Below are 22590 nucleotides of genomic sequence, written 5' to 3' on the forward strand. Positions count from 1 at the left end.
CAGCGATCGCCCGATCCAGTCACCCGGATCAGCTCCGCTCCACCACAAACTCCGAAGACCCCGAGGCACCTGACCACCAAGCGGTGGACCGCGGCACCCCGTCGGTGAAAGTGGGTTTACGGCAGCCCCGCCTCGCCGTCAATCGGAAAATCCGAGAAATGAACGCCGGGAGCCGTCAGCACGCCCCTGAGCGCATTCCTGAGCCACTGCGCCGACGGAGTGTAATTGGCAAGGAGTCGTGGACTCAAAAACCCTTCTTCACCTGCGCCAGTGCGCGCGTCAGCCCTTCGGCGACCGCCTCACGAACGCTCGGCGAGGCGTCACGGGCGACGACGACGTGCTCGCGACGCGAGATCAGGGTCAGCGTGCGCAGGCCGAACTCCTCGTCCTCCACCCGGGTCAGCTTGGTCCAGAGCGGGTTGAAGCGCCACTCGCGCCGCACGCCTCGTGGATCGATGCGGGCCAGAGACACCTCGACCGGCGAGATCATCACCTCCTCGAAGGATCGCCCGCGGCGGAAGCTCGCCTTCAGCGCGATGTAGAGCGCCAGCATGTCGAGGCCGAAGAAGCCCGCGACGGGCCAGAACCCCTTGCGCCAGCACGCGAAGGAGATGGCCAGGGACACGAGGCAGCACAGCCCCATCACGATCTGGAAGCCGTCTGGGCTGAGGGATTGGTGGGGCCGGATCACGGCCGAGTAGACCGGCCGGTCCATGGTCGCGGGATCGAGCCCGTCGGGATGCGCAGGAATGTTGCCGCTCGCCATGGCGCGAATATAACGCGCCGATGTCCGTGAAAAAACCGTCCGTCCGCAGTTCCGGTGCCGCAGCCCGTGTAAAGGCGCCGGCGAATTCTGCACCGGCGCAGGCGAAGCCGCCCAAGCCCAAGGCCAAGCTGCAGGAGACACTGACCAGCAGTGTCGTGACGGCACCGGAGCCCGTCGATGACCGCACCCTGGTAGAGATCTTCTCCCGGCTGCGCGCAGCCGATCCCGAGCCGCGGTCCGAGCTCGTCTACCTCAATCCCTACACGCTGCTGGTCGCCGTGGTGCTCTCGGCCCAGGCAACGGACAAGAGCGTCAATCTCGCGACCGAGCCTCTTTTCGCGATCGCGGACACGCCCGAGAAGATGGTCGCGCTCGGCGAGGAGCGGGTGCGCCACTTCATCCGGACGATCGGCCTGTTCAACACCAAGGCGAAGAACGTCATCGCCCTCTCGCAGATCCTGATCGAGCGGCACGGCGGCGAGGTTCCGCGCGAGGCGGCGGAACTCGAAGTCCTGCCCGGCGTCGGTACCAAGACCGCGAGCGTGGTGCTCAACGTGGCGTTCGGTGTGCCGCGCATCGCGGTCGATACCCACATCTTCCGGGTTTCGAACCGCATTCCGCTCGTCGTCGCGCCGACGACCGACAAGGTGCAGGCGGGGCTCGAAGCGCGGGTGCCGGAGCCGTATCGGCTCAACGCGCATCACTGGCTCATCCTGCACGGGCGCTACACCTGCAAGGCCCGCCGGCCCGAATGCCCGCGCTGTGCCATCGCCGATCTCTGCCGCTACCCGTCGAAGACACTGGACCTCGCCGCCCTCTCGGGCGGCAATTAGCGCGCCGCCTGCGCCCGTGCGGGCAAGGCGTTGGCCGGGCAACGCGTTGTGCTGCAAACCTCATTCCGGTAGATTGATGCTAAGGCGGCCGGGAATGTCTCCCTCGGGGACGTGCTCCGGCCGTCTGCCCGCCAGACGGGCCGCCGCGCCGCGGATTTCGCTTCACGTGCCAGTTCCGAAGGAGCCCCGGCCCCATGGACTTCCTCAAACCACGGTACACGCCTATGAACCGCCGCCGTCGCATCTACGAGGGCAAGGCGAAGGTCCTCTACGAGGGACCTGAGCCGGGAACGCTCATCCAGCACTTCAAGGACGACGCGACCGCTTTCAACGCGAAGAAGCACGAGGTGATCGACGGTAAGGGCGTGCTGAATAACCGGATTTCCGAGTTCGTCTTCCAGCACCTCAACGACATCGGCGTCCCGACGCACTTCATCCGCCGGCTCAACATGCGCGAGCAGTTGATCCGCGAGGTCGAGATCATCCCGCTCGAAGTGGTGGTGCGCAACGTCGCCGCCGGCTCGCTGGCGACGCGGCTCGGTCTCGAGGAGGGCACGCAGCTGCCGCGCTCGATCATCGAGTTCTACTACAAGAACGACCAGCTCAACGACCCGATGGTGTCGGAAGAGCACATCACCGCGTTCGGCTGGGCGACGCCCCAGGAGATCGACGACATCATGGCGCTGGCCATCCGCGTCAACGACTTCCTGTCCGGGCTCTTCCTCGGCGTCGGCATCCGTCTCGTCGACTTCAAGATGGAGACCGGCCGCCTGTGGGAAGGCGACCTGATGCGCATCGTCGTCGCCGACGAGATCTCCCCCGATTCCTGTCGGCTGTGGGACATCAAGTCCTCGGACAAGCTCGACAAGGACCGGTTCCGCAAGGATCTCGGCGGTCTGATCGAGGCCTACACGGAAGTCGCCAAGCGTCTCGGCATCATGTCGGAGAACGAGAAGGTGCAGGCGGGCGGCCCGCGCCTCGTGCAGTAGGACGTCCGCTGCGTCAGCGCGGCTCGGCCGGCTCCAGGCCGGTCCAGCCGGGGCGCAGACGCGAGTGCGTCGAGAGGCCGGGGTCGAAGCCCGGATGATAATGGGGGTCCTGCGCCAGCAGCGGCCCCCATCGTTCTTTCAGGGCCTCGACCTCGGCGCGGTGCCGCGCCGCAGCCTCGGCGGAGGGACGGCGGCTGGCCGATTCCCGGTGGTGGAGGACGGCGCCGCCGACATAGAGTGTGCGCAGGCCGACCGCGTTGAGGCGCAGGCACAGATCGACGTCGTTGAAATCGATCCGGAACGAAGAGGCATCGAAGCCAGCGACGGAGCGGAATTTTTCGGCCTCGATCACGAGGCAGGCGGCAGTGACGGCCGCGACGGAGCGGGTGGCGGTAAGGCTCCCGAGATAGCCGGACGCTTCGCCGGGAAAGAAGCGGTGGCCGTGCGTGATGAGCCCGCCGGTGCCGAGCACGATGCCGCCGTGCTGGATGCGACCCTCGCCATCGATCAGCCGTGCCCCGACCGCACCGACCTTCGGACGCAAAGCCTCGCGGACCATGCGCTCCAGCCAGTCCGGGGCCTCGGCCTCGACATCGTTGTTGATGAAGGCCAGAAGCCGCCCGTTCGCCTCGGAGGCGGCCCGGTTGTTGATCGCCGCGAAGTCGAACGGGCCGGGACAGGCGACGACGCGCGCCGCGCCCTCCGCTTCCAGTTGGCGGAAATAGTCCAGCGTTCCGGGATTGCGGCTGTCGTTGTCGCAGATCAGGATTTCCTTGGCCGGCCAGTCGGTGCGGCGGCGCAGGCTCTCGATGCAAGGCCTGAGAAGGTCGAGCCGGTCCCGCGTCGGGACGATCAGGCTGACGAGGGGGTACGGTTCCGGCAGCGGGAGCAGAACCTCGATCACGCCGTCGCGCCGCACAAGGGATCGCGCCTCCCCCTCCCCCGCCCGGGCGAGGCTTTTGCGAACGGCGCTCAGGCGGGCGCGGCGACTGCCCGCTTGCTCCCCCTCCCCTGCCGCATCGATGCTACGAAGCGCGAGGATGCGCGGGAGATGGCGCACCGCCCCACTCCCAAACCGGTCGGCAAGGCCGAGCAGCAGGTCGAGCGCTGCGACACCGGGGAGCGGATCGATCCCGACAGCGAGGGCGCTGGCACGGCGGAAGGCGACGACCGGGCCGACGTAATCGACGGCCCGCAGATAGTTGGCGTCGAAAGCCGGGCGCAGGATGGGCAGCCAGGATGTCCCGTCAGGCAGGCGAACGAGCGCGTCTCCGTAGAGGGCGTGGATGCCTTCATCCGCGAAGGCGGCGGCGATCGCTGCCCCTGCCCCCGCCGCGCCATCCTCGCCCCGCGCGGTGAGAAGGATCAGCGGCGGCCCGTCCGGAGCGATGCGGATGCGTCCTTCCGCGTCGGGCTCGATGCGATCGATGCCGGCAGCCGCGAGAGCGGCGTCCGACTCACCCGGCGGCACCAGGGACTCGGGTACGCGCAGGTCGTGATGGGCGCCGATCAATGCGGTGACGGCTTGGGCCGCCCGCAGCCGGCGGCCGGAGAGGCGGGTCCACAGGATCGACAGGGCCTCGCTCGGACGGCGCAGCGCCCGGCCGAGGCGCCGAAGGCGTCCCGGCACAGGCTCGGCGGCGAAGCGAAGGGCATCGGGAAGGGCGTCGGCATCCGCGCTCATTCCAACTCCTCGCCGAAGGTCGTGAGCGAGAGAGCCGGATGGTAGAACGGGTCGTGGCGGATCACCGCGCGCCAGCGCTCGGTGAAGGCGGCGGCCTCGCGCTCGAAGCGCTCGCGGGCGGTGCCGGTCGGGCGCCCACGGCTTACCGATTCGAGGTGGGACAGCACGGCGTGGGGCGTCCACACCGTCTTCCAGCCCCGGGCTCCGAGGCGCAGGCAAAAATCGATGTCATTGAAATCGACGGCGAAGGCCGCTTCGTCGAAGCCGCCCACCGCCTCGTACTTCTCCCGCGTCACCGCGAGGCAGGCCGCCGTCACGCCCGAGACCTCGTGGGCGACGCGCAAGCGGTCGAGATGGCCGCTCGTATCGGCCGGCCGCCGCCGCAGGATATGGCCCGCCTCGCCGCCGAGCCCCACCACGACGCCCGCGTGCTGGAGCCGTCCATCCCCGTAGAGGAGCTTGGCGCCGACCGCGCCGACCTCCGGCCGGACGGCCTGGCCGACGAGGACGCGCAGCCAGTCGGGCCGCAGCACCGCCACGTCGTTGTTGAGGAGGACCAGGATGTCGCCGCCCGCGCGGCGCACGCCGGCATTGACCATGGCCGAGAAGTTGAAGGGTTGGGGATGGTTCTCGATGCGCACCCGTGGATCGGCACGCAGCTCGTCGTAGAGCGCGAGCACCGCCGGCTCCGTCGATCCGTTGTCGACGATCACCAGTTCAATGGCGGGATAGTCGGTCCCCATGAGAACGTCCTGCGTCACCCGCGCGATCAGGCTGAGCCGATTACGGGAGGGGACGATGAGGCTGACCAGCGGTGCAGGCTCCGGCACTGGCCAATCGAGGTCGAGAACCCCGTCGCGGGTGATCACCCGGGCGGGTGAGCCGATGGCGCGCAGGTGCCCGTCGAGCCTTTCCGCGCGGTCGTACGCCACGGCGATGGGCTCGCGGCGGCACAGGATGCGGGGCAGGTGGGCGACGCGCGCCGCGCCGCAGGCCGCGAGGTCGAGGGCGAGCGCGAAATCCTCGGGTGTCTCCGCCGGCTCGTCGGGCATACGCGCGAGAAAAGCGCGGGCGAGGAGCGCCGGGGCACCGACATAGCCGGCCGCGAGGGCAAAGTCGGGGCTCCAATCCGGCTTGAGGCGCGGGACGATGCGGCGCCAGCCGACCTCCTCGTCGGCATAGACCATGTCCGGCCGCTCGTCCGTGACGACCCGGACAAGCAGGATCAGGGCATCCGGGGCGAGCACGTCGCCCGCGCGCATCACGCCGAACAGGTCGGCGTCCCCGCACAGCCCGGGGCCGGTCGCGTGCGGCGTCCAGGCCGCGGACGTGACGCGCGGATCGCTTCCGGGCGGCTTTTCGGGCGCATCGCCGTCGATCCAGAGGATACGGAGGGACCAGTCGCGATGCGTCTGCCCGCGCAGGGAAGCCAGGCTGCGCGCCACGGCGTCCGCACGAGCGCGGGACGCGAACAGGACCAGGCGAATCCGGAGGGGTGAAGCCGTCTCCGCGCTCGCGGACGGCCGCAGGCGCGGCACTTTCCAGGCTGGGTAGCGGCGCAGGGGCGTCACCGCGCACGCCCCGCGCAGGCTGTCGCGCCAGCGCCGCTCGTCGCGTCGGGCCAAGGCATGCAGGGCCGTCGCGGCGCGAAGCGGACGTTTGAGGAGAGCCTCCGCGAACACGCTTCGGGCGCTGCGCAGCCCGACCCGCTCCAGCGCGAAGCCCGCTTCGGCGGCGATCTCGATCCCCTCGCAGTCCGGCGGCAAGTAGCCGAGCCAGCGCGCGGCGCCGAGGGCGAGCCCCGGCAGCACGACGGTGTCCCGCCGCCCCGAGGCGCGCAGCAGCCGCAGGAGCGGGCGTTGCGGCCGGGCGCGCGCCGGGAGCGTGTAGCTCAGGACGATCCAGGCGCCCCGCGGGGCGCACGGCAGTTCGAGGCGGCGGTCGAAGAGAGGGCCGTCGGCGGGCAGGAGGGAGAACGGCGTCTCCCGGCCTCGCCACAGGTCAGGAAGGGCGATGCCGTCCTCCGGGGTTCGACCCCTCTCGCTCAGGCGCTTCCATCACTCGGCCGCCGGGGCGTCGCTCTGTTCGGCGGCTGCGGCGGCTGGCGCCGGCTTGCGGCGGCGGGCGACCGGCTTGGCGCGAGCGGCCGCGCTCGCCAGGCTCACCTCGATATCGTAGCCCATCGCCTTGTCGGCCGGCACGCTGAGATCGTTCTCGATCACCGTCGCCTCGCCCTGGGCGGAACCCGAAGCGACCGGCACCGCAACCCGATGGGTGCGGGCCATGACCGGCTTCTCGTTGTACTTCACGGAGATCGTCACCGGCACGTCGAAGCGGCCGGGGGCGCCGGCCGGACCGAGCAGGGCGCGCAATTCGACGCCGACCCGAACCGCCACCGAGCCGTCCGGCCGCGCCTTGCACTCCCGGCTGAGCCGGCCGAACACGACCTGATGGCGCAGCCTCGTCTTGTCCCCGGCCGCGCCCGCGAAGGCCTGCACCGCGGCGCCGCCATCGGGCACGAAGACGGGCGGACAATAGACGTCGTCGGGGTCCTGCGCCTTCGGCGCCGTGACCGGAGAGGTGCCGCCCTCGCCGCCGCCGAACATGTTCTTGAAGAAGCTTCCCGTCTCGGCCCGCGCCGAACCGGGGGCGAAGCCGGGCAAGGCGAGCACGAGCCCGCCGAGGATCAGCCATGCCCCGCGCATCGTTCCCCTTCCATCTCTCATGAAGCGCTCGCAACCAGAATAGGGGCGGCCCTACTTCAGCGTATCGAAGCCGGGGCCGAATCCCTTCATCGAGACCGGAATGCCGACGCCTTCTTCGGGCGTCTGGAAGATGATGAAGGTCGCCTGCGTTCCGCTGCGGAGCGAGCGGATCAGGCCGTCGTCCATGACCACCTCGGCGACGCAGCCCGTCGTCAGGCAGCGTACGAAGCTCGCGCGGCCGATATCGGTCTGGTCGATCTTGAGACCGAGCCCCGAGGGTAGCAGCACGCCGAGCGGCGCCACGACCCGCAGCAGGTAGCCGCGATTGTCGGCGGTCTTCAGCACGATCACGACGAGGTTGAGGTTCGGCCGGTCCTCCGCCGCCACGTACTGCACCAGGGCGCATTGCTCGGCCTTGGCGCCCGCGGGCGTCTCACAGCGCTGCTGCCAATCGTCGAAGGTCTTGCGCACGGTGCCCTGCGCCTGCGCCGCAGGGCTGCCAACCAGCATCGTCGCGGCAGCCAGGGTCGCCAGGGCGACACCGCGCCGGCCCGCTCCCGAGCGTCCTGCCCGAACCACGGCCGCAAAAAGACTCATACGAACTCCGATGGATCACTTCGCGGCGCGGCGCGCGGGCACCGGCGAGATTCCCTCGCGCGCTGGCGATGGGCGTCCTCTCGAGGTCCGCGCGGGCCCGGCTGTTGGGACCATGCAGGTATCCCGCTGTCAAGCAATCGCGGCGAAGGTGTGTCGGAGCGGCTACCGCTCGGCACCCGCCTGCCCTAGTGTAAGGCCAAGCTCATCATTCGAGGAACCCGCCATGCGCCGCCTCGCCCAACCCGTCACCCTCGCGGCGCTCATCGTCGCCGCGGGCTGCGGGAGCGCTTCCGCCCTGTCCCTGCCCTTCGAGGAATCGGATTATCTCCCGCCGGAAGCGACGACGACCTATATCGAGCGCTCCCTCAACCACCAGGCTCCGCTCACGATCGAGCATCCGCCGGTCGAGCGGAATCCGCGCGGACGCCGCGGCGACGCCGCCGCCATCGCCGGCTTCTGCCGGGACGGGGGCACGGTCCTGCGCCGGGACGAGCTCGGCCGCCCGACCTACCTGCGCCAGCGGGAAGTCTGCGACAACGTCGCTCCGCGCACCCTGTGGCCCGGCCATGTCGATCCGCGTCCGACCTGGCCGGCAGAGCGCAGCCGCGCCCGCAGCCGGGCGATCGTCACCAAGGGCTGAGCCCACCGGTCCGGACCGGTCTCAGCCGTAGCGGTGCAACTCCGAGCCGTGCCGCTTCAGCCAACGCTCCGCCTCCTCCACATGGGGGCAGAGTTCGTTCGTGAGCGCCCAGAAGCGGGATGAGTGGTTCATCTCCCGCAGATGCGCCATTTCGTGGGCGACGAGGTAATCGAGCACTACCGGCGGCGCCAGAATCAGGCGCCAGGAGAAGTTCAGCTCTCCTCGTGCCGTGCAGGAGCCCCAGCGGCTGCGCGTGTCGCGCAGCGTCACCCGCGCCGGGCGCTGCCCGAGCCGCGCCGAGTAGGTCGCCACCGACAGCGAGAGGTCGCGCCGCGCCTCGCGAACCAGAAACTCGCGTACGCGCCGGGGCGTGTGAGCCGCCTCGCCCGGGACAGCGAGCGTCCCGTTCTCGGCATCCGCCTCGGCCGCGCCGCGGCCCTCCCGCGCCAGGATCCGAAGCGGCACGCCTCGCACGGGGATGATGCAGCCGACCGTGAACGGCACCCGCTCCGGCAACTTGGCGAGGCGCGCGGCGATCCAGCCGCCGTGGCTCTGGGCGAACTTCTGAGCCGTGGCCAGCGAGGAGCGGGTCGGCAGCGTCAGAACCACCGCGCCCGTGGCGCTGGAGACCCGCAGGGTCAGCCGGCGCGCGGTCGGGCGCCGCAGAATCGCAACGCGGAACGATTGCCCGTCGTGGGCGATCTCGATGTGATCCGGATCCGGCCGTCGCAGCAGGGCGCGCGTCATGGCCGCCAACCTAGCCGCAGCGGGCCCGCTCAGCCATCCCGGCCGCCCAGCGCTCACCGGAAATTCACGCGCGGCCGCGTCAGGCGCCCGCCTCCATCTCCCGCACGAAGCGAGCGATGCGCGGGGCGATGACGGAGCGATAGCGCGAGCCGTTGAACACGCCGTAATGTCCCACCTTCTCCTGAAGGTGGTAGGCCTTGCGCGCCTCCGGCAGGTTCGGGGTCAGGTCGAGGGCCGCCCGGGTCTGGCCGACGCCGGAGATGTCGTCGTTCTCCCCCTCGACCGCGATGATGGCGCAGCGGCGGATCGCGGCCGGATCGACGAGCTTGCCCGCATGGCGCATGCGCCCGCGCGGCAGGGCGTGATCGACGAACACGGTCTGGACGGTCTGCAGGTAGAACTCGGCCGTGAGGTCCATCACGGCGAGATACTCGTCGTAGAACTCGCGGTGCTTTTCGGCCGAGTCGCCGTCGCCCGTGACGAGGTGGTGGAACATGTCCGTATGCGCAGTGACATGCCGGTCGAGGTTCATCGCCATGAAGCCCGAGAGCTGCAGGAAGCCCGGATAGACCCGCCGCAGCGCACCGGGATAGATCGGCGGCACGACCGTGATGCAGTTCTTCTCGAACCACTCCATGCCGCGCTCCTGCGCGAGGCAGTTCACGGCCGTGGGCGAACGGCGGGTGTCGATCGGGCCGCCCATCAGCGTCATCGAGACCGGCACGTCGGCCGAGCCCGCCGCCTCGGCGAGCGCGACCGCCGCGAAGACGGGGACGGCCGGCTGGCAGACGGCCATGACATGCAGGTCCGGTCCGAGGTCGCGGAACATCGCCCGCAGGTAGTCGATATACGTGTCGAGATCGAAGCGGCCTTCGAGCAGCGGCACCATCCGCGCGTCGGACCAATCCGTGATGAAGACTTGGTGATCGGGCAGCATCGCCTCGACGGTGCCGCGCAGGAGCGTCGCGTAATGGCCCGACATCGGCGCCACGATCAGGAGCTTCGGCTGAGACTGGACCGGGCCGTGGGCGAAGGCGCGGTCGAAGGTGATCACGCGGCAGAACGGCTTTTCCCAGACGACACGCTCCGTGACCGGCACGGACCGGCCGTCGACCACGGTCGTGGTGAGGCCGAAGGCCGGCTTGCCGTAGCGCCGGGTCACCCGCTCGAACATCTCGAGGGCGGCCGAAGCCGACCGGGCATAGGGGCCGTAGGCGAAGGGGTTTCCCGGGTTTTCCAGGCTGTGCCGCGCCGCATCGGCCGCGAGCCGGGCGGGCGTCAGCATCGCGCGCGCGGTCTCGTACCAGACATATGCCAGGTCCATCTCGGCATCCCTCAACCTGTTCCCGGAATCGCTCTTAACAGATGTTGGTCTGCCGATGATCCATCGAATCGACCCAAGAAATGCGGTTCGACGATCATAGCGCCCGCGGATGTCACAGTAGACGCGGCCCCGGCCAGCCCTATCGTAGCGGCACCATGATCGACGCGGCCCACGACACTCTCACGCCGACGGGCCGCCACCTGCGGCTCGACACCTTCGTGCGCCTGCGCTGGCTGGCGCTGACCGGGCAGAGCGCCGCGGTGATCGGCGCCCGGTTCGGTCTCGGGCTGAATCTTCCTTTCGGCTGGTGCTTCCTTGTCATCGCCGCCTCGTGCTGGCTGAACCTCGCCCTGCGCATCCGCTTCCCGGCGAGCTACCGCCTCAGCGACGATTCGGCCGCCCTTCTCCTGGCCTTCGACATCGTCCAGCTCGCCGGCCTGCTGTTCCTCACGGGCGGACTTCAGAACCCCTTCTCGCTCCTGTTTCTCGCCCCGGTGCTGATCTCGGCCACCGCCCTGCCCCCGGAGCGGACGCTGGCGCTCGGCCTTCTCGCGGTCGGCCTCGCCACCCTGCTGGCCCTGGTTCACCGGCCCCTGCCCTGGTTCGCCGATGGGCGCATCGAGTTGCCCTTCCTCTACGTCTCGGGCGTCTGGACCGCGATCCTGCTCGGCACCGCCTTCACCGGCGTCTACGCATGGCGGGTGGCGGAGGAGACCCGCCAGCTCGCCCAGGCGCTCGCGGCGACCGAACTCGTGCTCGCCCGCGAACAGCACCTGTCGCAGCTCGACGGGCTTGCGGCGGCGGCGGCGCACGAACTCGGCACGCCGCTCGGCACCATCATGGTCGTCGCCAAGGAACTCGACAGGCAGCTCGGCCCCACCGCCTCCCCGGCGGTGGCCGAGGATCTGAGCCTGCTGCGGGATCAGGTGGATCGCTGCCGGGGCATCCTCTCGAAGCTGACCTCCATGGGCGAGGACACCGAGGAGGGCGGCGGCTTCCTCGCCACCGTCACCTTCGGTCACCTGATCGAGGAGCTGGTGGCGCCCCAGCGTGCCATGGGCGTCGCCGTCGAGGTGTCCAAGCAGGGCGAGGGTCCCGAACCCGTCTGCCGTCGCAATCCCGGCGTGATGTTTGGCCTCGCCAACATCCTCGACAACGCCGTCGACTTCGCCGAGACGCGGGTCACGGTCGAGGCACGCTGGAGCGCCGAGCGCGTCTGGCTGGCGATCCGCGATGACGGCCCCGGCTTCCCGAGCGAGGTGCTGCTGCGGGCGGGCGAGCCCTACGTGACGACCCGCGGGCGCGGCCGCTCGCGCGAGGCCGACCAGACAGGGGGTGGACTCGGTCTCGGCCTCTTCATCGCCAAGACGCTGATCGAGCGGTCCGGCGCGCAGTTCATGCTCTCGAACAGTACGGAAATTGGGCAGCACGGCGCCGCGGTCCGGATCTCCTGGGCGCGTCACATTTTCGAGAGGGATGCGATTGCGCCCCAACGCGTTGCGCACAATTCTCTGACACCCCTAACGGAACGCGATGCCGCACCCATATAATGCGTTCAGATGACACGAACCGACGAGGAGCGCCGCATGCTGACGCAGAGCGGTACGACAGTGGCGGGCTCGGACGCCGCTTTTCTTTCCGAATCCGATCCCTTGGCCGCCTTCAGCGATCGCAGCCTGCTGATCGTTGACGACGACAAGCCTTTCTCGACCCGTCTGGCCCGGGCCATGGAAGCGCGCGGATACGAAGTGCACGTGGCCGAGAGCGTCAACGAGGGCGTGGCGGCCGTCGAGAGCCGGGCACCGGCCTTCGCCGTGATCGACATGCGCTTGGCCGACGGCAACGGGCTCGACGTGATCGCTCGCCTCAAGGAGCGTCGCCCCGAAGCGCGCGGCGTCATTCTGACCGGCTACGGCAACATCGCCACGGCGGTCACGGCGGTGAAGCTCGGTGCCTTCGACTATCTCGCCAAGCCGGCGGATGCCGACGAGATCCACGGCACGCTCATGGCTCAGCCGGGCGAGCGGGCCGATCCGCCGGAAAACCCGATGTCGGCCGACCGGGTGCGCTGGGAGCATATCCAGCGTGTCTACGAGCTGTGTGGGCGCAACGTGTCCGAGACGGCGCGGCGGCTCAACATGCACCGCCGCACGCTTCAGCGGATTCTCGCCAAGCGGGCACCGCGCTGACATCCGAAGGGCCGGCGGATCGAACCGCCGGCCCTTCTTTTATGAATCGGCCCGACGCCGGCCGTCGCTTTGCAGCCGAAGCGAAACGGGGCGCCGTCCTGTCTGAAGCGCGTGCGGTGCCGTCTTCCGGCCTGATCCCTGTCCCCCTCATCGCCGATGGAATGGGGGCATCCGTCCGGAACGGTTGCGCCGGATACCGGGCTCGGGCTAGTTCGCCTGAAGAGACGGAACGGGTGCGCGCGCCTATGCGAAACCTCATCACGATTTTGAGCCTGATGATCTTGGTCGGAACCGAAGTGTTCGCGGCGGCCATCGCGGCTGGCTGGGCACTGGCCGGGCTGCTCGACCTGGGTGATCGCGTCGGGCATGTGCTCATGGGCGTGTTCAGCCTGATCGCGGCCTGGATCATGCTGCAGCTCTGGCGCCGGGCCACCGAGGCCGAGCCGATCGGCTCGACCGCGCGCCGGTAGAACGCTCGCGAGCCGCGAGCCGGCTCGCTGCGGATGGCTCGCACGGCAGCGAACACCGCCCTCCTCCGTCCCGGCCTCGTCGCTCGACCGACGCGGCCCGCCGACCCTCCAGACGAGTCCCCGCCATGAAAGCCCGCATCGTCGTCACCTTGAAGACCGGCGTTCTCGACCCGCAGGGGAAGGCGATCGAAGCGGCCCTGACCTCGTTCGGGATCGACGCGATCTCCGGCGTGCGCCAGGGCAAGGTCTTCGATCTCGAAGTGGCGGGCGAGAACCGTGAGCAGGCCGAGGCGGCGCTGAAGGCCGCCTGCGAGAAGCTGCTCGCGAACACCGTCGTCGAGAACTACACCGTCGAGATCGTCTGATGCGCGCGGCCGTCGTCGTCTTCCCGGGCTCCAATCGCGACGGCGACGTGGCCCGGGCCCTCCGGCGCTCCGGGGCCGAGGTCTCCAGCATCTGGCACACCGAGACGGAACTGCCCGCGGGCACCGATCTCGCCGTCGTGCCAGGCGGGTTCTCCTACGGCGATTACCTGCGCTGCGGCGCCATCGCCGGCCGGGCGGCGGCAATGGATGCGGTTCGAGCGCACGCCGCGAAGGGCGGCCTCGTGCTCGGCATCTGCAACGGCTTCCAGATCCTGTGCGAGTCGGGACTGCTGCCCGGCGTGCTGATGCGCAACGTCAATCGCCGCTTCATCTGCCACCGGCAGTTCCTGCGGGTCGAGCGCAGCGATACGCGCTTCACCTCGGCCTACCGCCAGGGACAGGTCATCGACGTCTGCGTGGCACACGGCGAGGGCAACTACTTCGCCGATCCCGAGACGATCCGTCGGCTCGAGGACGAGGGCCGCGTGGCCTTCCGCTACTGCGACGCCGAGGGCGGCCTCACCGAGGATGCAAACCGCAACGGTTCGCTCAACTCCATCGCCGGGATCTATTCGGAGCAGAGCAACGTGCTCGGCATGATGCCGCACCCGGAAAACTTCGTGGACGCCTTGGTCGGCGGCACGGACGGCAAGGGGCTGTTCGACAGCTTGGCTGCCTGAACGGAGCGTCTCGGAACGCTTCGCGCTCGTTGCAGTCCGTCATCGCGAGGCGAAGGCGAAGCGATCCAGGGCGCGACAGACCCGGACAGGGCTGCGACCTGGATCGCTTCGCTCTACCGCGCCATGACGAGGCGAACATCCCGATTCGTTGAAGCCGCGCTCGCCCGTCCCGGGATGACGGGCACCGGCGAGGGTCAGTGCCCCTCGAACTCCATGAGCGTGCGCACGGTGACGCCGAGATCGCGCAGGCGCTGGGCGCCGCCGATCTCGGGCAGGTCGATCACGAAGCAGGCGGCCACCACCTCGGCGCCGAGCTGGCGCAGCAGGTTCACCGCCGCCGTGGCGGTTCCGCCGGTGGCGATGAGGTCGTCGACGAGGATCACCCGGTCGCCGGGCCGGATCGCATCGACGTGGATCTCGATCTCGTCGGTGCCGTATTCCAGCGCGTAGGCGGTCGAGACGGTCTTGTGGGGCAGCTTGCCCTTCTTGCGGATCGGCACGAAGCCCGAGGAGAGCTGGTGCGCCACCGCCCCGCCCAGGATGAAGCCGCGGGCTTCGATGCCCGCGACCTGATCGATCCGGCCGCCCGCATAGGGGTGGATCAGCGAATCGACCGCCCGGCGGAAGGAGCGCGGGTCGCTCAGAAGGGTGGTGATGTCGCGGAAGATGATGCCCGGCTTCGGATAGTCGGGAATCGAGCGGACCGAATCCTTGAGGGCGGAGTGGCGGCGGGCTTCCATGCGGGTCGCTCGTTTCTCAGAAGAACGCGGGAGATCGGAACAGGAGGAGCGGTGGCAAGCGATGCCCCGCGCCCTCAGGCGGCGGCCTTGCGCAGGAGACCGATCAGCTCGCGGTGCAACACCTCGTTGCCGCAGGCCACGGAGCGGGCCGCGAGCGGCTCCGCGCCTCCGTCGGCGCTGGAGACGAAGCCGCCGGCCTCGCGCACGAGGATGATGCCGGCCGCGATGTCCCAGGTCTGCAGGTCGCGCTCCCAGTAGAGATCGGTCCGGCCGCAAGCGACGTAGGCGAGATCGAGCGCCGCCGAGCCGAAGCGACGGGTGCCGCCGGAAACCGCCATCACCGCGGCGATCTCCTTCAGCAGGCGGCCGTGGCTGCCGCGGCCGAGATAAGGCGTGCCGTAGGCCACCACCGCGTCGGCGAGGTCCTGGCGGCCCGAGACGCGCAGGCGGCGGTTGTTGAGGAAGGCGCCCTTGCCGCGCTCGGCGATGAACAGCTCGTCCTTGGCCGGATCGTAGATCACGCCGGCCACGATCTGCCCGTCGCGTTCGAGCCCGACCGAGATCGCGAAATGCGGGATGCCGTGCAGGAAGTTGGTGGTGCCGTCGAGGGGATCGACGTGCCAGGTATGGCTCCGGTCGGTGCCCTCGATATTCCCGCTCTCCTCCATGATGAGGCCGTAGCCGGGCCGCGCCTTCATCAGCGCATCGCGCAGGACCTCCTCCGCCTTCCGGTCGGCGGCCGAGACGAAGTTGCCGGGGCCCTTACGGGAGACCTGCAAGTTCTCGATCTCGCCGAAGTCGCGCTTGAGCCCGCGGGCAGCCTTGCGCACGGCATCGACCATGACGGTCATCAGGGGGGAGTTGATCATGCGGTTCGCGCTCGAAGCCCCCGAGGGGCGCCTTGCTGGAAGAGGAATCTGTCAGCGCTTCTATACGCCTCGCGCCGCAGCGCCAGGGGTGATCGGCGCAAGGGCGATATCCGGCAGGGTCCGGCAGAGCGAGCCTTCGCGCAAGTCGCGTGCCCCGCCGGCGGTCCACCGCCGGAGGCCGTGCCGTTCGGTCAACTCTACGGCACGTCGATCGGCCTCGACGCAGCCCGTCGCGCGGTCCAGCGGCGGAAGCCGAGGCGGGCAAGCACAGGCCGCCGGCTCGGCCTATCACGGCAGCCTCGACCCGGAACTGGCGGCCTCGCCGAGCGGTTTCCGCTGGTGGACGAGGGCCGGATCGTCGGTGCCATCGGCTGCTCCGGCGGCACGGGCGATCAGGATACGGTGGTCTGCCAAGCGGGCATCGCCGCTCTCAAATGAGCCCTGCGAGGAGCCGGGCGGTGGCAGCGCGCGGATCGGGTCCGCGCATCACGCCGCCCATCACGGCGACGCCCGCCGCCCCGGCCTCGCGGCAGGCGCGGCCGTTGTCGCTTTCGATTCCGCCGAGCGCGAAGACCGGCAGGCGATGGGCCGCCGCGGCGCGCAAGGCGGCGAGGCCGAGGGCGGGACCGTAGCCGGGCTTGCTCGCGGTCGGGAAAATCGGGCTGAGCGTGGCGTAGTCGGCACCCATCGCCTCGGCCGCAGCGATCTCCGCGACCGAGTGGGCGGAGAACCCGATCAATGCCGCCGCGCCGAGTGATTTCCGCGCCGCACGAATGCCGTCGATCCCGGCGGAGCCCGGCAGGTGCACGCCCTGCGCCCCGGTCTCGGCCGCCAGATCCGCGTCGCCGCCGACGACGAGGCGGCCGCCCGCCGGCCTGAGCAGGGCGATCAGGTCGCGGGCGAGATCCCGACGCGCGCCCCGGTCGAGGTCGCGGTCGCGCAGCCAGACGAAGCGCGCACCGCCCGCCACCGCCGCGCGGACGGTCTCAGTCAGCGGCCGCGCCGCACCGTGGCGGTCGGTGACGACGAGGAGCGCCGGAAGCGTCACCCGCCCTCACGAGCCGACGAGGCCGAGCTGCGGGCTCGACGGCTCGGCCCGGCCGCGGCGCGGAATCCGCCCGGCCCGATACGCGAGGCGGCCCGCCTCGACCGCGTGGCGCATGGCGCTTCCCATTCGCACCGGGTCGTCCGCCTTGGCGACCGCCGTGTTGATGAGGCAGGCGGCCGCACCCAGTTCCATGGCGATCACCGCGTCCGAGGCGGTACCGATGCCGGCATCGACGATGACCGGCACCTTGGCCCGGCGGCAGATCAGTTCGAGATTGGCCGGGTTGGCGACGCCCATGCCGGAGCCGATCAGCGAGCCCATCGGCATCACGGCGGCGCAGCCGAGATCGGCCAGCCGCTCGCAGACGACGGGGTCGTCGTTGCAATAGGGCAGCACGGTGAAGCCGTCGTCCACAAGGTGGCGGCAGGCTTCCAGGAGTTCGGCCACGTCGGGGTAGAGCGTCTCGCGGTCGCCGATCACCTCGACCTTGATCCAGTTCGTGCCGAGCGCCTCGCGGGCGAGTTCGGCGGTCATGATGGCGTCGCGGGCCGTCTCGCAGCCGGCGGTGTTGGGCAGGAAGCGCGCGCCCTTCAGCTTCTGGAACGTGTCCGAGCCGTGCCCCTGGAGCGAGACCCGGCGGATCGAGGCGGTGACGACCTCCGCGCCCGAGGCGCGCACCGCCTCGGCCATGATCTCCTGGCTCGGGTAGCCCGCGGTCCCGATGAACAGGCGCGAGGAGAGCCGGATGCCGGCGATCTCCAGGGCATCCTCCGGTTCGGCTGTCGTTCCGGCGGATGTCTGAGCGAGGGTGGTGTCGTGGTGGTTCATGTCAGCCTCCCTGCATGGCACGGACGATCTCGATGCGGTCGCCCTCGTTGAGTGTGGTCTCGGCCCAGGCGTTCCTGCGCACCACCCGGCCGTTGAGCGCGATGGCGATGCCCTCGGCGCTCTCGATGCCCCGCTCCTCGGCCTGCCACGCGAACAGGGCGGCGAGGTCGCTCTCGGAGCGCTCGCAGGATTCTCCGTTGACGGTCAGCCTCATGCCACCGCCCTCCCCCGGGCTTCGCCCTGCGCTGCGAACCGCGCCCGGCCGAAGCCGCGGGCGAAGTCCGGCAAGGCGCCATTGCCCAGCAGCGCGGCCACCGCATCCGCGGTCGCCGGAGCGAGCAGGTAGCCGTTGCGGTGATGGCCGGTGGCGACGACGAGGCCGGGCGCGGCGGCCTCGATGATCGGAGCGTCGTCGTCCGACGTCGGGCGAAAGCCGCTCCAGACCGCGTCCACCTCCATTTCCTCGATGCCCGGAAGGACGCGGCGCGCCCCCTCCAGCAGGGCGAACAGGCCGCCCGCCGTGACGCCGCTGCGGAAGCCGCAATCCTCGACCGTGGCCCCGACGATGAGGTGCCCGTCGCCCTTGGGCGCCATGTGCACCGCGTCGGTCCAGACCATGCGGGACAGGGTGCCGGTGCGCTTGGTCGTGCGCAGAGCCAGCGACTGGCCCTTCAGCGGGCGGACCGGCAGGGCGAGGTCGTCGGGCAGGAGACCCGTCTCGCCGCTCCAGGCGCCCGCGGCCAGGATCACGGTCTCGGCCGAGAGCGTGCGCTCGCCGACCCGCAGGCCGGTGAAGCGCCCACCCTGCCGCTCGAGCCCGTCGACCGCGACGCGCTCGACGATGGTGACGCCGGCCGCCTCGCAGGCGCGCAGCAGCGCCTCCATGACGAGACGCGGATCGACCTGCGCATCGAGCGGGCAGAGGATGCCCGCCGTCACGTTCGGGCGCAGCAGCGGCTCGCGGGCGCGCACCTCCGGGCCGGACAGCCACTCGGCGGCGACGCCGGAGCGCCGCTGGAGATCGTGGCGGAAGCGCAAACGCTCCACCTCGTCCCGGCCGATGGCGATCACGAGGGTGCCGTCCTCGCGGTAATCGATGGTGCGGCCGGACGCCGCTTGGAGCGCGTCGCGGAAGGCCGGCCAGCGCTGAAGGGATTCGAGAGCCAGGGGCAGCAGCAGGTCGGAGCCCGGCTCGTGCTCGGCGGCCGGGGCCAGCATGCCGGTGGCCGCGAGGCTCGCGCCGCTGCCGACGCTCTCGCGCTCGACCACGACGACGGAACGGCCGGCCTGCGCCAGGCGCCAGGCGATGGAGAGGCCGATCAGCCCGGCGCCCACCACGGCCACGTCGGCGCGGGGCGGCATCTCGGCTGCGCGGGGGCGCAGCGCCAGGGTCCGGCGCTGACCGATCGGGGAGGTCAGCAGATCTGACATCGGGAAACGTGCCTTCCGCAGGGTTACCCGCAGGAACTGGCACCATGTGCTTCGATCGAAGCGGGTCCGCTCGCGACGAGCCGCCCTTCAGGTCCAATCCCTACGCCGGTATGAGCCGGATCAGGTTCGAAGGATTTCCGCGCTGCCGGCGACGGCGATAGCGGTTTCTCAGCCCCTTGTCGGGGATCTCCCTGGAACGTTCCCGATGTGGGCCCGCGCGGCCCCGCGGTCAATCCCCCACGCAGCGGTCTGCAACTACTCGGCGGCGGCCTTGGTCGCGGCCTTGCGACCCGGCCGGAACACGGGCATCGGCTCGTCGAAGCCGTCGAGGGCGTGACTCCCGAGCGGTTCGGGATCGCCCCAGAGGAAGTCGACGAAGGGCTTCGACATCAGGAGCGGCTCCTGAAGCGTGCGGTTGAGCCGCGCCAGCCGGCTCGCGAGGTTCACGTCGCGGCCGATCACGGTGAAGTCGAGCCGGGTGCCGGAGCCGACATTGCCGTAGGCCGCCTCGCCGTGATGGAGCGCGATGCCGGCATCGACCGTGCGGGCGCCCTCGCCGAAGCGCCCGACGGCATTCGCCTCGGCCAGCGCGGCGAGCGCCGATTCCGCGGCCATCAGCGCACTTTTCGCCGCCCCGCCGAGATCGTCGCCCGGCTCGCGGAAGATCGCCAGCAGGCCGTCGCCCAGATATTTCAGCACCTCGCCCCCCTCCCGCTCGATCGGCGGGACGAGGCAGTCGAAGAACGCGTTGAGGAGATCGACCGCGCCCTCCGGCGTCCGGTTGGCGGAGAGCCGGGTATAATCGCGCATATCCGCGAACAGGATCGCCGAGCGGATGCGGCGCACCTGTCCGCGGCGGATGTCGCCCGCCAGGATCGCCCGGTGCGGCTCGTCGCCGACATAGATGCGAAGCACCGTGTCGAGTTGCTTGTTGAGGAGGCGCATCTCCATCACCGCCGCCAGCGTCGGCATGACGAAGCGCAGGATCGCGATATCCTCGTCGCGGAAGCCGCCCTCGGCGCGGGTGGCGAAGGTGATGCCGTTCTTGGTGCCGTTGGTGAAGATCAGCGGCGCCACGACGTAGTGCGTGTAGCCGTCGGCCTTCAGTTCGGGGATGACGGCGTAGGCGTCGTCGGCGGTCTCGGACAGATCCATGATCAGCCACTCGCCGGATTCGTGCACGGTGTAGAAGGGGCTCGCCCGGTAGGCCTTCACGGAGGCCTCGCCGTGGGGGAAGAGCCGCACGGAGGTTCCGGTCTCCCGGTTCCACACCCGCCCGACGCCCGAATACTCGGAGTGAAGGGTGTCGATCGTGGTGGAGGCGCGATCGACGGGCACGCCGAGCGCGTTGAGGTGTTCGGCCATCCCGGCCAGCAGGTCGTCGGCCTTGGGCAGGCGCGCGCCTTCGCCGAGCAGCCAGTCGCGCAGCCCGACGCAAGCCTGGAGCGACCCGAACGGGACGTCCTCGGCTTCCGATCCGTCGGCGAGGGCGGTCGGTAGGGGTCTCGGGGCGTCCGCGTCGCGCATCGGGGGAAGGTGGGCTCTCGGGGCGTCGAAGCAAGGCTCGTCGCGCATGGGCGTCACCATCCGAGGTGAGGCCGGACTCTGATCCGCTGTTCGGGGCGACGCACCTACCAAACGAAAGGGCCGCCCCGAAGGACGGCCTGTTTGTTTTCCGCTCAGTTGTCGAGGAAGCTTCGAAGCTTGCGCGACCGGCTGGGGTGCTTGAGCTTGCGCAGGGCCTTCGCCTCGATCTGGCGGATGCGCTCGCGGGTGACCGAGAACTGCTGACCGACCTCTTCGAGCGTGTGGTCGGTGTTCATGCCGATGCCGAAGCGCATGCGCAGCACGCGCTCCTCGCGCGGCGTCAGCGAGGCCAGCACGCGGGTCGTGGTCTCGCGCAGGTTCGACTGGATCGCCGCATCGATCGGCAGGACGACGTTCTTGTCCTCGATGAAGTCGCCGAGGTGGCTGTCCTCCTCGTCGCCGATCGGCGTCTCGAGCGAGATCGGCTCCTTGGCGATCTTGAGAACCTTACGCACCTTCTCCAGCGGCATGGCCAGCTTCTCGGCCAGTTCCTCTGGAGTCGGCTCGCGTCCGATCTCGTGCAGCATCTGGCGCGAGGTTCGGACGATCTTGTTGATCGTCTCGATCATGTGCACCGGAATGCGGATCGTGCGCGCTTGGTCGGCGATCGAGCGCGTGATCGCCTGCCGGATCCACCACGTGGCGTAGGTCGAGAACTTGTAGCCGCGGCGGTACTCGAACTTGTCGACCGCCTTCATCAGGCCGATGTTGCCCTCTTGGATCAGGTCCAGGAACTGCAGGCCGCGGTTGGTGTACTTCTTGGCGATCGAGATCACGAGGCGGAGGTTGGCCTCGATCATCTCCTTCTTCGCCTGGCGGGCCTCGCGCTCGCCCTTCTGAACCATCGCGACGATCTTGCGATACTCGCCGATCTGAAGGCCCGTCTCGGAGGCGAGCGTCAGGATCTGCTCGCGTAGGTCCGCGACCTGCCGGCCGCCCTTCTCGACGAAGTTCTTCCAGCCCCTGCCGCCGAGCGTCGCGACCCGCTGCATCCAGTTCGGGTCGAGCTCCCAGCCCTGGTAGTGGCGCAGGAACTCGTCGCGCGCGACGCCGTGATGCTCGGCGGCGCGCATGAGGCGGCCCTCATGCGAGATGAGGCGCTTGTTGATGTCGTAGAGCTGCTCGACCAGGGCCTCGATGCGGTTGGCGTTGAGCGAGAGCGACTTCACGTCGGTGACGACGATGTCCTTCAGCTCGGCCTGCTTCTTGGTCTGGGCGGAGGTGGGCGTGCCCCCACCCGTCTTCAGCTCCGTCTCCTCGTTCTGGAGCTTGCGCAGCTTGCGATAGTTCGAGGCAATGTTGTCGAACGTTTCGAGAACGCGCGGCTTGATCTCGGCCTCCATGGCCGCGAGCGACACGTTGTTCTCCATGTCGTCCTCGTCGTCGCCGCCTTCCGGCGGGACGGCGCCTTCGCCCTCCTCGGATTCCTCACCTTCGGCTTCCGCCTCCTGCGGCGCGCCGCGGGCGTCGGGGCCGGCATAGGTGGCTTCGAGGTCGATGATGTCGCGCAGCAGCACCTTGCCGTCGACGAGCTCGTCGCGCCAGATGATGATGGCCTGGAAGGTCAGCGGGCTCTCGCAAAGACCCGCGATCATCGCCTCGCGGCCGGCCTCGATGCGCTTGGCGATCGCGATCTCGCCCTCGCGCGAGAGCAGCTCCACCGAGCCCATCTCGCGCAGGTACATGCGCACGGGATCGTCCGTGCGGTCGGTCGGCTCGCGGGTCGTCGGCGCCGCCACCGCGACGGCGCGGGAGCTGGACGTCTCGGCGACCTCGCCGCCCTCGGCGCTCTCTTCCTCCTCGGAGGCCTCGCCGTTGGTCTTGGCCTCGGTCGCGGTCTCCTCGGATTCCTCGGCCTCGACGACGCGGATGCCCATGTCGTCGAGCTGCGCGAGCACGTCCTCGATCTGGTCGCCGTCGACCTGACCGTCGGGAAGAACCTCGTTGATCTCCTCGTAGGTGACGTAGCCGCGCTTCTTGGCGAGCTTGACCATCCGCTTGACGGCGGCATCCGTCAGGTCAAGGAGGGGGCCGTCCGTCGGTTGATCCTGGGCGGCGTCCGCATCGTCCCGCTCGGTTGCCTTCGTTGCCATGCTCA

General features: G+C 69.8%; 24 protein-coding genes and 1 riboswitch. Of the genes, 9 read left to right on the top strand and 15 right to left on the bottom strand.

Annotated elements, in window-relative coordinates; all coding sequences use genetic code 11:
* Positions 1-244 precede the first annotated feature (244 nt).
* Positions 245-766 (bottom strand): DUF2244 domain-containing protein, encoded by a 522-nt coding sequence (locus BY998_RS05600; RefSeq protein WP_110350651.1) that lies wholly within the window; start codon positions 764-766, stop codon positions 245-247.
* 20 nt (positions 767-786) lie between these two features.
* On the opposite strand from BY998_RS05600, the gene nth reads away from it, so the two are divergent.
* Both nth and purC read left to right on the top strand, forming a co-directional pair.
* A complete protein-coding gene (gene nth, locus BY998_RS05605) occupies positions 787-1599 on the top strand; it encodes an endonuclease III (protein WP_110350652.1) in 813 nt (270 codons plus the stop codon).
* Between the two features lie 194 nt (positions 1600-1793).
* Positions 1794-2588 carry a phosphoribosylaminoimidazolesuccinocarboxamide synthase gene (gene purC, locus BY998_RS05610; RefSeq protein WP_003605938.1) on the top strand — a complete coding sequence of 265 codons (795 nt, stop codon included), beginning with the start codon at positions 1794-1796 and terminating at the stop codon, positions 2586-2588.
* Positions 2589-2601: 13 nt separating this feature from the next.
* On the opposite strand, the gene BY998_RS05615 is transcribed toward purC, so the two are convergent.
* The 4 genes from BY998_RS05615 to BY998_RS05630 all read right to left on the bottom strand — a co-directional run bounded on the left by BY998_RS05615 (position 2602) and on the right by BY998_RS05630 (position 7574).
* Entirely contained in the window at positions 2602-4272 is a 1671-nt protein-coding gene (locus tag BY998_RS05615) for a glycosyltransferase (RefSeq protein WP_110350653.1), read from the bottom strand.
* The gene (locus BY998_RS05620) at positions 4269-6083 is read right to left on the bottom strand and encodes a glycosyltransferase family 2 protein (protein ID WP_245421488.1); all 1815 of its coding nucleotides are present in this window, start codon (positions 6081-6083) and stop codon (positions 4269-4271) included. Before BY998_RS05620 ends, BY998_RS05615 begins: the two co-directional genes overlap by 4 nt.
* A 246-nt stretch (positions 6084-6329) precedes the next feature.
* Positions 6330-6977, bottom strand: a complete 648-nt coding sequence (locus BY998_RS05625; RefSeq protein ID WP_110350655.1) for a hypothetical protein — start codon at positions 6975-6977, stop codon at positions 6330-6332.
* A 51-nt stretch (positions 6978-7028) separates the two neighbouring features.
* Positions 7029-7574: an invasion associated locus B family protein gene (locus tag BY998_RS05630; RefSeq protein WP_110350656.1), complete on the bottom strand. Its 546-nt coding sequence runs from the start codon at positions 7572-7574 to the stop codon at positions 7029-7031.
* A 223-nt stretch (positions 7575-7797) separates the two neighbouring features.
* Here BY998_RS05630 and BY998_RS05635 point away from each other — a divergent pair, with 223 nt between their 5' ends.
* Complete coding sequence (locus BY998_RS05635; protein WP_110350657.1) at positions 7798-8214, top strand: hypothetical protein; 417 nt, start codon at positions 7798-7800, stop codon at positions 8212-8214.
* Between the two features lie 21 nt (positions 8215-8235).
* On the opposite strand, the gene BY998_RS05640 is transcribed toward BY998_RS05635, so the two are convergent.
* Together BY998_RS05640 and phaZ are read right to left on the bottom strand one after the other, a co-directional pair.
* A complete protein-coding gene (locus BY998_RS05640; RefSeq protein ID WP_110350658.1) occupies positions 8236-8961 on the bottom strand; it encodes a SprT family zinc-dependent metalloprotease in 726 nt (241 codons plus the stop codon).
* A 79-nt stretch (positions 8962-9040) separates the two neighbouring features.
* Positions 9041-10285, bottom strand: coding sequence for a polyhydroxyalkanoate depolymerase (phaZ, locus tag BY998_RS05645; protein ID WP_110350659.1), 1245 nt, complete (start codon positions 10283-10285; stop codon positions 9041-9043).
* Positions 10286-10440: 155 nt separating this feature from the next.
* On the opposite strand from phaZ, the gene BY998_RS05650 reads away from it, so the two are divergent.
* The 5 genes from BY998_RS05650 (at position 10441) to purQ (ending at position 13989) form a co-directional block, all read left to right on the top strand.
* Positions 10441-11835, top strand: coding sequence for an ActS/PrrB/RegB family redox-sensitive histidine kinase (locus BY998_RS05650; RefSeq protein ID WP_110350660.1), 1395 nt, complete (start codon positions 10441-10443; stop codon positions 11833-11835).
* A gap of 36 nt (positions 11836-11871) precedes the next feature.
* Positions 11872-12474 carry an ActR/PrrA/RegA family redox response regulator transcription factor gene (locus BY998_RS05655; protein WP_110350947.1) on the top strand — a complete coding sequence of 201 codons (603 nt, stop codon included), beginning with the start codon at positions 11872-11874 and terminating at the stop codon, positions 12472-12474.
* Positions 12475-12719: 245 nt separating this feature from the next.
* On the top strand, positions 12720-12944 hold the full coding sequence (locus tag BY998_RS05660) for a hypothetical protein (protein ID WP_110350661.1): 225 nt from the start codon (positions 12720-12722) through the stop codon (positions 12942-12944).
* Between the two features lie 125 nt (positions 12945-13069).
* Positions 13070-13309 (top strand): phosphoribosylformylglycinamidine synthase subunit PurS, encoded by a 240-nt coding sequence (gene purS / locus BY998_RS05665; RefSeq protein WP_110350662.1) that lies wholly within the window; start codon positions 13070-13072, stop codon positions 13307-13309.
* On the top strand, positions 13309-13989 hold the full coding sequence (gene purQ / locus BY998_RS05670) for a phosphoribosylformylglycinamidine synthase subunit PurQ (RefSeq protein ID WP_110350663.1): 681 nt from the start codon (positions 13309-13311) through the stop codon (positions 13987-13989). The genes purS and purQ overlap by 1 nt, the downstream gene beginning before the upstream one ends.
* Positions 13990-14183: 194 nt before the next feature.
* On the opposite strand, the gene BY998_RS05675 is transcribed toward purQ, so the two are convergent.
* Positions 14184-14729: an adenine phosphoribosyltransferase gene (locus tag BY998_RS05675; protein WP_110350664.1), complete on the bottom strand. Its 546-nt coding sequence runs from the start codon at positions 14727-14729 to the stop codon at positions 14184-14186.
* Positions 14730-14803: 74 nt separating this feature from the next.
* Positions 14804-15598, bottom strand: coding sequence for an inositol monophosphatase family protein (locus BY998_RS05680; RefSeq protein WP_110350665.1), 795 nt, complete (start codon positions 15596-15598; stop codon positions 14804-14806).
* A gap of 339 nt (positions 15599-15937) precedes the next feature.
* Between BY998_RS05680 and BY998_RS24680 the strand changes: the two genes are divergently transcribed.
* Complete coding sequence (locus BY998_RS24680; RefSeq protein ID WP_245421489.1) at positions 15938-16036, top strand: heme-binding protein; 99 nt, start codon at positions 15938-15940, stop codon at positions 16034-16036.
* Here BY998_RS24680 and BY998_RS05690 read toward each other — a convergent pair.
* The 6 genes from BY998_RS05690 to rpoD all read right to left on the bottom strand — a co-directional run bounded on the left by BY998_RS05690 (position 16029) and on the right by rpoD (position 22585).
* Positions 16029-16646, bottom strand: a complete 618-nt coding sequence (locus BY998_RS05690; RefSeq protein WP_110350666.1) for a thiamine phosphate synthase — start codon at positions 16644-16646, stop codon at positions 16029-16031. The two genes, BY998_RS24680 and BY998_RS05690, sit on opposite strands and share 8 nt — an antisense overlap.
* Positions 16647-16652: 6 nt before the next feature.
* Positions 16653-17474 carry a thiazole synthase gene (locus BY998_RS05695; protein WP_110350667.1) on the bottom strand — a complete coding sequence of 274 codons (822 nt, stop codon included), beginning with the start codon at positions 17472-17474 and terminating at the stop codon, positions 16653-16655.
* Position 17475: 1 nt separating this feature from the next.
* Complete coding sequence (thiS, locus tag BY998_RS05700; RefSeq protein WP_110350668.1) at positions 17476-17688, bottom strand: sulfur carrier protein ThiS; 213 nt, start codon at positions 17686-17688, stop codon at positions 17476-17478.
* On the bottom strand, positions 17685-18905 hold the full coding sequence (gene thiO / locus BY998_RS05705; RefSeq protein WP_110350669.1) for a glycine oxidase ThiO: 1221 nt from the start codon (positions 18903-18905) through the stop codon (positions 17685-17687). The genes thiS and thiO overlap by 4 nt, the downstream gene beginning before the upstream one ends.
* A 79-nt stretch (positions 18906-18984) precedes the next feature.
* A riboswitch (TPP riboswitch) is annotated at positions 18985-19107 on the bottom strand.
* Positions 19108-19160: 53 nt separating this feature from the next.
* Positions 19161-20432, bottom strand: a complete 1272-nt coding sequence (locus BY998_RS05710; RefSeq protein WP_110350948.1) for an adenylate/guanylate cyclase domain-containing protein — start codon at positions 20430-20432, stop codon at positions 19161-19163.
* 152 nt (positions 20433-20584) lie between these two features.
* The gene (gene rpoD / locus BY998_RS05715; RefSeq protein ID WP_110350670.1) at positions 20585-22585 is read right to left on the bottom strand and encodes an RNA polymerase sigma factor RpoD; all 2001 of its coding nucleotides are present in this window, start codon (positions 22583-22585) and stop codon (positions 20585-20587) included.
* Positions 22586-22590: the final 5 nt, after the last annotated feature.

It is taken from the genome of Methylobacterium sp. B4, from assembly GCF_003201865.1.
GTDB lineage: Bacteria > Pseudomonadota > Alphaproteobacteria > Rhizobiales > Beijerinckiaceae > Methylobacterium.

Bases quoted from the DNA above. Each gene is read 5' to 3' on its own strand.
- BY998_RS05600 (WP_110350651.1), bottom strand. From the start codon at position 766: ATGGCGAGCGGCAACATTCCTGCGCATCCCGACGGGCTCGATCCCGCG.
- nth (WP_110350652.1), top strand. From the start codon at position 787: ATGTCCGTGAAAAAACCGTCCGTCCGCAGTTCCGGTGCCGCAGCCCGT.
- purC (WP_003605938.1), top strand. From the start codon at position 1,794: ATGGACTTCCTCAAACCACGGTACACGCCTATGAACCGCCGCCGTCGC.
- BY998_RS05615 (WP_110350653.1), bottom strand. From the start codon at position 4,272: ATGAGCGCGGATGCCGACGCCCTTCCCGATGCCCTTCGCTTCGCCGCC.
- BY998_RS05625 (WP_110350655.1), bottom strand. From the start codon at position 6,977: ATGCGCGGGGCATGGCTGATCCTCGGCGGGCTCGTGCTCGCCTTGCCC.
- BY998_RS05630 (WP_110350656.1), bottom strand. From the start codon at position 7,574: ATGAGTCTTTTTGCGGCCGTGGTTCGGGCAGGACGCTCGGGAGCGGGC.
- BY998_RS05635 (WP_110350657.1), top strand. From the start codon at position 7,798: ATGCGCCGCCTCGCCCAACCCGTCACCCTCGCGGCGCTCATCGTCGCC.
- BY998_RS05640 (WP_110350658.1), bottom strand. From the start codon at position 8,961: ATGACGCGCGCCCTGCTGCGACGGCCGGATCCGGATCACATCGAGATC.
- phaZ (WP_110350659.1), bottom strand. From the start codon at position 10,285: ATGGACCTGGCATATGTCTGGTACGAGACCGCGCGCGCGATGCTGACG.
- BY998_RS05650 (WP_110350660.1), top strand. From the start codon at position 10,441: ATGATCGACGCGGCCCACGACACTCTCACGCCGACGGGCCGCCACCTG.
- BY998_RS05655 (WP_110350947.1), top strand. From the start codon at position 11,872: ATGCTGACGCAGAGCGGTACGACAGTGGCGGGCTCGGACGCCGCTTTT.
- BY998_RS05660 (WP_110350661.1), top strand. From the start codon at position 12,720: ATGCGAAACCTCATCACGATTTTGAGCCTGATGATCTTGGTCGGAACC.
- purS (WP_110350662.1), top strand. From the start codon at position 13,070: ATGAAAGCCCGCATCGTCGTCACCTTGAAGACCGGCGTTCTCGACCCG.
- purQ (WP_110350663.1), top strand. From the start codon at position 13,309: ATGCGCGCGGCCGTCGTCGTCTTCCCGGGCTCCAATCGCGACGGCGAC.
- BY998_RS05675 (WP_110350664.1), bottom strand. From the start codon at position 14,729: ATGGAAGCCCGCCGCCACTCCGCCCTCAAGGATTCGGTCCGCTCGATT.
- BY998_RS05680 (WP_110350665.1), bottom strand. From the start codon at position 15,598: ATGATCAACTCCCCCCTGATGACCGTCATGGTCGATGCCGTGCGCAAG.
- BY998_RS05695 (WP_110350667.1), bottom strand. From the start codon at position 17,474: ATGAACCACCACGACACCACCCTCGCTCAGACATCCGCCGGAACGACA.
- thiS (WP_110350668.1), bottom strand. From the start codon at position 17,688: ATGAGGCTGACCGTCAACGGAGAATCCTGCGAGCGCTCCGAGAGCGAC.
- thiO (WP_110350669.1), bottom strand. From the start codon at position 18,905: ATGTCAGATCTGCTGACCTCCCCGATCGGTCAGCGCCGGACCCTGGCG.
- BY998_RS05710 (WP_110350948.1), bottom strand. From the start codon at position 20,432: ATGCGCGACGCGGACGCCCCGAGACCCCTACCGACCGCCCTCGCCGAC.
- rpoD (WP_110350670.1), bottom strand. From the start codon at position 22,585: ATGGCAACGAAGGCAACCGAGCGGGACGATGCGGACGCCGCCCAGGAT.